A 7,719-nucleotide genomic window follows, 5' to 3' on the forward strand; every position below is an offset into this window, starting at 1 on the left:
CACACCTACTTAACATGCATGCATAACCGCTGGCCCCTGGGTCGACCAGGGCCTTCCCGCACGCACAGACAGGTCGACGGGGTGAGTCTCGAGCGCATCCGCACCCACCACTGGTGGCGCGACGCAGTGATCTACCAGGTGTACGTCCGCAGCTTCCTGGACAGCACCGGCGACGGCATCGGCGATCTCGCCGGGGTCAGGGCCGGGCTGCCGTACCTCAAGAAGCTCGGCGTCGACGGCATCTGGCTGAGCCCGTTCTACCCGTCGCCGCAGCACGACCACGGCTACGACGTGGCCGACTACTGCGATGTCGACCCGCTCTTCGGCGACCTCGCCGAGTTCGACCTGCTGATCACGGCCGCCCACCGGCTCGGCATCAAGGTCCTGCTCGACATCGTGCCCAACCACTGCTCCAGCGAGCACCCGTGGTTCCGCGAGGCGCTGGCCGCGGAGCCCGGCAGCCCGGCCCGTGCCCGTTTCCACTTCGCCGACGGCCGTGGCCCGGACGGCTCCGAGCCGCCCAACAACTGGCACGCCATGTTCGGCGGCCCGGCCTGGACCCGGATCACGGAGTCCGACGGCCGCCCCGGCCAGTGGTACCTGCACATGTTCACGCCCGAGCAGCCCGACTGGAACTGGCGAACCCCCGAGGTGCCCGCCGAGTTCGACCGGGCGCTGCGCTTCTGGCTCGACCGGGGCGTCGACGGCTTCCGCATCGATGTCGCCGCCGGCCTCTTCAAGCACCCCGAACTGCCGGACTCCCCGGACCCGGAGGCCGACGCCCGCACCCGTGACTCGGTCAACCCGCTCGCCTGGAACCAGCCCGAGGTGCACGAGGTCTGGCGGCACTGGCGGGCGGTGTGCGAGGAGTACACCGCACGGGACGGCCGTGAACGCCTGCTGGTCGGCGAGGTCTCCGTGCCGACGGCCCGCGAACACGCCCGGTACGTCCGCCCGGACGAACTGCACCAGGCATTCTTCTTCGACCTGCTCAGCGCCCCCTGGGACCCCGACGCCTTCCGCAAGGTGATCTCGGAGGCCATGCAGGACATCGCCGGCACGGGGTCCACGGTCACCTGGGTCCTCAACAACCACGACCAGGTCCGCACGGTCACCCGCTACGGAGAACCCGCCACCGAGGGCAGTGGCCTCGGACCCGCCCGGGCCCGCGCCGCCGCACTGCTGATGCTGGCGCTGCCCGGGGCCGCGTACATCTACCAGGGCGAGGAACTGGGCCTGCCCGAGGTCGTCGATCTGCCGGACGACGTCCTCACCGACCCGATCTTCCACCGCACCGGCAGCCGCGCCCGGATCCGCGACGGCTGCCGGGTGCCGCTGCCGTGGTCGGGGCAGGCGTCCCCGTTCGGCTTCACCTCCGGCGCCGAGGGCGCCAAGCCCTGGCTGCCGCAGCCCGAGTGGTTCGCCGAACACGCCACCGACCGGGCCCTCGCCGACACCCGCTCCTTCTGGCACCTGTACCGCGACGGTCTCCAGCTGCGCGCCGCGCTGCCCCAGTTGGGCGAGGGCACCCTGCGCTGGCTGGACACGCCGCCCGGCGTCCTCGGATTCGTCCGGGGCGACGGCCTCGTCTGCGCCGTCAACTTCGGCACCGCGCCCACCCCCGCACCCGTCTCCGGCGCCCCGCTGCTGGCCAGCGGCCCCTGCCCGCCCGGAGTGCTCCCCGGCTCCACAGCCGCCTGGTGGATCAGTGACGACGCCCTCGGCCTCTGATCCCGCTCAGTTTTCCCAACCCCCGAAGGGACATCAACGATGATGCGACGACGTACCACCCTGCTCACCGGCTGCACCGCCCTGGCGCTGGCGCTCGGCGCGACGGCCTGCGGCGGCGGACCGGTCTCCGCCGGCGGCGGAGACAAGGCGCTCAGCGGCCAGACGGTCACCGTGGCCGGCGTCTGGTCGGGCAGCGAGCAGAAGAACTTCCAGAAGGTCCTGGACGCGTTCACCGAGAAGACCGGCGCCAAGACGCAATTCGTGTCCACCGGCGACAACGTCTCCACCGTCGTCGGCAGCAAGATCGAGGGCGGCAACGCCCCCGACGTGGTGATGGTCCCGCAGGTCGGTGTGCTTCAGCAGTTCGCGAAGAAGGGCTGGCTCAAGCCGCTGTCGGCCACCACCCAGCAGTCCGTCGACGCCGACTACGCGCCCGTCTGGAAGAAGTACGGCAGCGTCGACGGCACCCTCTACGGCCTGTACTTCAAGGCCGCCCACAAGTCGACCGTCTGGTACAGCCCCGACGCGCTCACTCAGGCCGGCGTCAAGGCGCCGAAGACGTACGACGAGATGCTCAAGGCCGGGCACACCGTCTCCGACTCCGGTCTCGCCGCCTTCGCCGTCGCCGGGCAGGACGGCTGGACGCTCACCGACTGGTTCGAGAACGTCTACCTCTCCCAGGCCGGACCCGAGAAGTACGACGCGCTCGCCGCGCACCAGCTGAAGTGGACCGACCCGAGCGTGGTCAAGGCGCTCACCACGCTCGGCAAGCTCTTCAAGGACAAGCAGCTGATCGCGGGTGGCCAGAAGGAGGCCCTGAACACCGACTTCCCGGGCTCCGTCGAGAAGGTCTTCGGACCCAAGCCCGAGGCCGGCATGGTCTACGAGGGCGACTTCGTCGCCGGTGTCGCACACGACCAGTTCGGCAAGAGCATCGGCAAGGACGCGAACTTCTTCCCGTTCCCGGCCGTCGACGGCGGCACCGCGCCGGTGGTCAGCGGCGGTGACGCGGCGGTCGTCCTCAAGGACGGCAAGAACGCCAAGGCCGGTATGAAGCTCCTGGAGTACCTGGCGACCCCCGAGGCGGCGGCCGTGTGGGCGAAGGCGGGCGGCTTCCTGTCCCCGAACAAGAAGCTCGACCTCGCCTCCTACGGCGACGACGTCACCCGCGCCACCGCCAAGTCCCTCGTCGGCGCTGGGGACTCGGTCCGCTTCGACATGTCCGACCAGGCGCCCGCCGCCTTCGGCGGTACCAAGGGCACCGGCGAGTGGAAGCTCCTGCAGGACTTCCTGCGCGACCCGTCGAACCCCAAGGCGACCGCGGCGGCGCTGGAGGCCGCGGCGGCCAAGGCATACCAGGGCTGATCGGTCATGACCGCCACCACGCTCGCGAAAGAGGCGAGTTCCCCGCCCGTCGCGTCCGCCGCCCGCACGCGGCGCACGCGACGGCGCGGCCGGATCGTCGCCCTGCTGTTCGTCCTCCCCGCGTTGCTGCTGCTCGGCGCGCTCGTCGTCTACCCGGTGCTGTTCTCCGTCGGCCGCAGCTTCTTCGACGCCTCCGGCACCCGCTTCGTGGGCGGCGGCAACTACGCCGAGATGTTCCGGGACCCGGCGACCCTGAAGGCCATCCGGAACACCGCGATCTGGGTCGTCGTGGCCCCGGCGCTGCTGACCGGCCTGGGCCTGATCCTGGCCGTCCTGGTCGAGAAGGTCCGCTGGGCCACGGCGTTCAAGCTGCTGCTCTTCATGCCGATGGCCGTGTCCTTCCTCGCCGCGGGCATCATCTTCCGGCTCGCCTACGACGAGGACCCGAACAAGGGCGTGCTCAACGCGGCCGTGGTGTCGGTCCACGACACCTTCGAGGGGACGTCGTCCTATCCGACCGCCCGGGCCCGCCAGGGGGAGGGGCTCGTCCAGGGCCGGGACGGCTCCTACACGACCGGCGACGGCGTGTCGCCCGGTGCCTCGGTGACGCTCCCGATGGTCGGCGTGCTGCCCAAGGACCTGCCCGGCAGCGCCGCGCCCGCCTACGCGGCGGCCGGGCGGAAGCCCGCCCCCGACGAGTTGCGCGGAGTCGTCTACCTGGACTTCACACCCGGCGGGGGAGGGCGGCTGGGCAAGGTCGACCGGCGGGAGAGCGGCCTGCCGGGGATGAAGGTCGAGGCGGTGCGCGACGGGCGGACCGTGGCGAGCACCACGACGGCGTCCGACGGTTCCTTCCGCTTCACGAAGCTGGCGTCCGGCACGTACACGGTGAAGCTGCCGGCGGCGAACTTCGCGCCGCCGTACCAGGGCGTCTCCTGGCTCGGGCCCGCCCTGGTCACGCCCGCGATCATCGGCGCGTATCTGTGGATCTGGACCGGCTTCGCGATGGTGCTGATCGGCGCGGGCCTGTCCACCCTGCCGCGCGACGCGCTGGAGGCGGCGCGGATGGACGGGGCCAACGAGTGGCAGATCTTCCGGCGCATCACCGTGCCGCTGCTCGCCCCTGTGCTGACCGTCGTCTTCGTGACCCTCGTCATCAACGTGATGAAGGTCTTCGACCTCGTCTACATCATCGCGCCCGGACCGGTGCAGGAGGACGCGACCGTGCTCGCCACCCAGATGTGGCTGGTCTCGTTCGGCGGCGGCAACAACCAGGGCCTCGGCAGCGCTCTCGGCGTGCTGCTCCTGGTCCTCGTGATCCCCGCGATGGTGTTCAACGTCCGCCGTTTCCGAAGGAGTCAGCGATGAACGCGGTCAGGCGCGGCCTGGGCAACGGGCTGGTGCAGGCCGTCCTCGTGGTGATCGGCCTGATCTGGCTCACCCCGCTGGCGGGGCTGTTCGTCTCGTCGCTGCGGTCGGCGAAGGACACCGCGAAGGGCGGCTGGTGGACGGCGCTGACCGGCCCCGGGCAGCTGTCCTTCGACAACTACTCGGCGCTTCTGAAGAACGCCGGGATGACGCAGGCGTTCTGGAACACGGTGCTGATCTCCGTGCCGGCCACCGCACTGGTGGTGGTGATCGCGGCGCTCGCCGGATACGCCTTCGCCTGGCTGGACTTCCCGGGGCGCGAGCCGCTCTTCCTGGTGGTGGTCGCGCTGCTGGTGGTGCCCGTGCAGATCGGTCTGCTGCCCGTCGCCAAACTCTTCGGCCAGCTGGGGCTGTTCGGCACGATTCCCGGAGTCGTCCTCTTCCATGTGGCCTACGGTCTGCCGTTCGCCGTGTTCCTGCTGCGGAACTACTTCGCGGAGATGCCGAAGGAGATGCTGGAGGCGGCGCGGATGGACGGCGGGAGCGAGTGGCGCATCTTCACGCAACTCGTGCTGCCGGTGGGGCGGCCCGCCATCGCCAGCCTCGCGATCTTCCAGTTCCTGTGGGTCTGGAACGACATGCTGGTGGCCCTGCTGTTCGCCGACAGCTCCTCCCAGCCGCTCACCGTCCAGCTCCAATCACAGATACGGCAGTTCGGCAGCAACATCGACGTGCTGGCACCAGGGGCGTTCCTGTCGCTGATCGTGCCGGTGGCGGTGTTCTTCGCCTTCCAGCGGCACTTCGTGCAGGGCGTCATGGCGGGCTCGGTCAAGTAGCCCCGCTCCCCGAACGACACGACGGACGGGCCGGTCACCGGCCCGTCCGTCGTGCGATGACGACCCCGTCCCTCAGGGGGACGCCGGCGGGTACAGCGATCGCGGCAGCTGCGCGGCCGCAGTCCGGTCCAGCAGCCACAGCGTGCGGGACCGGCCGTGCGCCCCGGCCGCCGGAGCCTGGATCTCGCCCGCGCCCGACAGCGCGATCGCCACGGCCTGCGCCTTGTCCTCGCCGGCCGCCAGCAGCCACACCTCGCGCGCCGAGCGAATGGCCGGCAGGGTGAGGCTGACCCGGGTCGGCGGCGGCTTCGGAGCGCCGTGCACGCCCACCACCGTCCGCTCCGTCTCCCGCACCGCGGGCATCTCCGGGAAGAGAGAGGCCACGTGGGTGTCCGGGCCGACGCCCAGCATCAGCACGTCGAAGGTGGGCGCCGCACTGTGGTTCTCCGGGCCCGCGGCGCGGGCCAGCTCCGCCGCGTACGCCTCGGCCGCCGCTTCCACGTCGGTCCCGTACGGGCCGTCCGACGCCGGCATGGGGTGCACGCGCTTCGGGTCCAGCGGGACGGCGTCGAGCAGCGCCTCGCGCGCCTGGGTGTGGTTGCGCTCCGGGTCGCCCTCCGGCAGGAAGCGCTCATCGCCCCACCACAGGTCCAGCCGCCCCCAGTCGATCGCGTCCCGGGCCGGCGCGGCGGCGAGCGCGGCGAGCAGCCCGTTGCCGTTGCGGCCGCCGGTGAGTACCACCGAGGCGGAGCCCCGCGAGGCCTGGGCGTCCACGATCTTCGTGATCAGCCGGGCCGCCGCGGCCTGGGCCATCAGCTCCTTGTCGCGGTGCACCACCAGCTGCGGAGTGCTCACTTCGCTGCCGCCTTCCTCGCCGGGCCCTTCCGGGCGGCCTTCTGGGCGGGTGCCTTCGCGGCGGTCTCCACGGGTGCCTCCGCCGCCGGCCCGCCCTCGGCGGCGAGCTCCTGTGCCCCGGATTCCCCGGCCGGTTCCGGTTCGGCCGCGGTGGTCAGCCGGTGCACGCCGTACCGCAGCGCCGACGCGTAGGTGTCGTCCGGGTCGAGCCGGCGCAGCTCCTCCGCGATCAGCTCGGAGGTGTCGCGGCGCTTCAGCGCCACCGCGCGGTCCGGCTGCCCCTCGATGGAGAGCGTGGCCAGCGAGCCGTCCGCCCGGCCCAGGGTGATCGGGCCGCAGCTCGTGTCCATCCGGACGGCCGTGAGGCCGGGGCCCGAGGACAGGGACCGCCTGACGGGGACGTCGAGCCGGTCCGCGAGCCACATCGCGAGCAGCTCACAGCTCGGGTTGAACTCCTCGCCCTCCACCTCGACGCCGTTGACCTCGCAGGTGACCTGGTCGAGGGCGGCGGCCAGCATCGAGCGCCAGGGCGTGATGCGAGTCCAGGACAGGTCGGTGTCGCCGGGCGTGTAGGCCTCGGCCCGGGCGTTCAGCTCCCGCACCGGCGCCTCGGCGGTGTACGAGTCGGTGACCCGGCGCTGCGCGAGCGCGCCGAGCGGGTCTTCGGCCGGGTCGAGCGGGGCGTTCACCGGCCACCACACGACCACGGGCGCGTCCGGCAGCAGCAGCGGAAGCACCACCGAGTCGGCGTGGTTGACCACCTCGCCGTACAGCCGCAGCACGACCGTCTCGCCGGTGCCCGCGTCCGCGCCGAGCCGCACCTCGGCGTCCAGGCGCGAGGATGTGCGCTCGCGCGGGGAACGCGAGACGCGCTTGATGACCACGAGGGTGCGCGAGGGGTGCTCGCGGGACGCGTCGTTGGCGGCCCTCAGGGCGTCGTAGGCGTTCTCCTCGTCGGTGACGATGACCAGTGTGAGCACCATGCCGACGGCGGGGGTGCCGATGGCGCGGCGGCCCTGCACCAGCGCCTTGTTGATCTTGCTGGCCGTGGTGTCCGTGAGATCTGTCTTCATGGGCGGCGCCAGCTCCGTCCGTCTCGTCGCAGCATCTCGTCGGCCTCGACGGGCCCCCAGGTGCCGGCCGGGTACTGTGCGGGCTTGCCGTGCTTGTCCCAGTACTCCTCGATCGGGTCGAGGATCTTCCAGGACAGCTCGACCTCCTCGGTGCGCGGGAAGAGGTTCGAGTCGCCGAGCAGTACATCCAGGATCAGCCGTTCGTACGCCTCCGGGCTGGACTCCGTGAACGACTCGCCGTAGGCGAAGTCCATGGAGACGTCCCGGATCTCCATCGACGTACCCGGCACCTTGGAACCGAAGCGCACGGTGACGCCCTCGTCGGGCTGGACGCGGATGACGATCGCGTTCTGCCCGAGTTCCTCGGTGGCGGTGGTGTCGAACGGGGAGTGCGGGGCGCGCTGGAAGACGACCGCGATCTCGGTGACCCGGCGTCCCAGCCGCTTGCCGGTGCGCAGATAGAAGGGGACGCCCGCCCAGCGGCGGTTGTC

The 7,719-nt window shown here is 71.4% G+C and carries 6 protein-coding genes and 1 pseudogene; 4 read left to right on the forward strand and 3 right to left on the reverse strand.

Annotated features, from left to right (window positions below):
- Positions 1-96: 96 nt before the first annotated feature.
- From LZ604_RS12815 to LZ604_RS12830, 4 genes are read left to right on the forward strand one after another with little or no spacing between them, the layout of a single operon-like run.
- Complete coding sequence (locus LZ604_RS12815) at positions 97-1,731, forward strand: glycoside hydrolase family 13 protein (protein ID WP_234515183.1); 1,635 nt, start codon at positions 97-99, stop codon at positions 1,729-1,731.
- Positions 1,732-1,770: 39 nt separating this feature from the next.
- The gene (locus tag LZ604_RS12820; RefSeq protein WP_234515168.1) at positions 1,771-3,096 is read left to right on the forward strand and encodes an ABC transporter substrate-binding protein; all 1,326 of its coding nucleotides are present in this window, start codon (positions 1,771-1,773) and stop codon (positions 3,094-3,096) included.
- A gap of 6 nt (positions 3,097-3,102) precedes the next feature.
- Positions 3,103-4,464 (forward strand): ABC transporter permease, encoded by a 1,362-nt coding sequence (locus LZ604_RS12825; protein WP_234515169.1) that lies wholly within the window; start codon positions 3,103-3,105, stop codon positions 4,462-4,464.
- Positions 4,461-5,300: a carbohydrate ABC transporter permease gene (locus tag LZ604_RS12830; protein WP_234515170.1), complete on the forward strand. Its 840-nt coding sequence runs from the start codon at positions 4,461-4,463 to the stop codon at positions 5,298-5,300. Before LZ604_RS12825 ends, LZ604_RS12830 begins: the two co-directional genes overlap by 4 nt.
- 72 nt (positions 5,301-5,372) lie before the next feature.
- On the opposite strand, the gene pgl is transcribed toward LZ604_RS12830, so the two are convergent.
- From pgl to LZ604_RS12845, 3 genes and pseudogenes are all read right to left on the reverse strand, one after another.
- Complete coding sequence (gene pgl, locus LZ604_RS12835) at positions 5,373-6,155, reverse strand: 6-phosphogluconolactonase (RefSeq protein ID WP_234515171.1); 783 nt, start codon at positions 6,153-6,155, stop codon at positions 5,373-5,375.
- Positions 6,152-7,228, reverse strand: coding sequence for a glucose-6-phosphate dehydrogenase assembly protein OpcA (gene opcA, locus LZ604_RS12840; RefSeq protein ID WP_234515172.1), 1,077 nt, complete (start codon positions 7,226-7,228; stop codon positions 6,152-6,154). Before opcA ends, pgl begins: the two co-directional genes overlap by 4 nt.
- Positions 7,225-7,719, reverse strand: a pseudogene (locus tag LZ604_RS12845) (glucose-6-phosphate dehydrogenase); the annotation flags it as partial. The pseudogene LZ604_RS12845 and the gene opcA, both read right to left, overlap by 4 nt.

It is taken from the genome of Streptomyces glomeratus, assembly GCF_021462825.1.
In the GTDB taxonomy this organism is placed as follows: domain Bacteria; phylum Actinomycetota; class Actinomycetes; order Streptomycetales; family Streptomycetaceae; genus Streptomyces; species Streptomyces glomeratus.

Excerpts from the sequence above, each read along its gene's own strand:
- LZ604_RS12820 (WP_234515168.1), top strand. The coding sequence starts at position 1,771 with ATGATGCGACGACGTACCACCCTGCTCACCGGCTGCACCGCCCTGGCG.
- LZ604_RS12825 (WP_234515169.1), top strand. The coding sequence starts at position 3,103 with ATGACCGCCACCACGCTCGCGAAAGAGGCGAGTTCCCCGCCCGTCGCG.
- LZ604_RS12830 (WP_234515170.1), top strand. The coding sequence starts at position 4,461 with ATGAACGCGGTCAGGCGCGGCCTGGGCAACGGGCTGGTGCAGGCCGTC.
- opcA (WP_234515172.1), bottom strand. The coding sequence starts at position 7,228 with ATGAAGACAGATCTCACGGACACCACGGCCAGCAAGATCAACAAGGCG.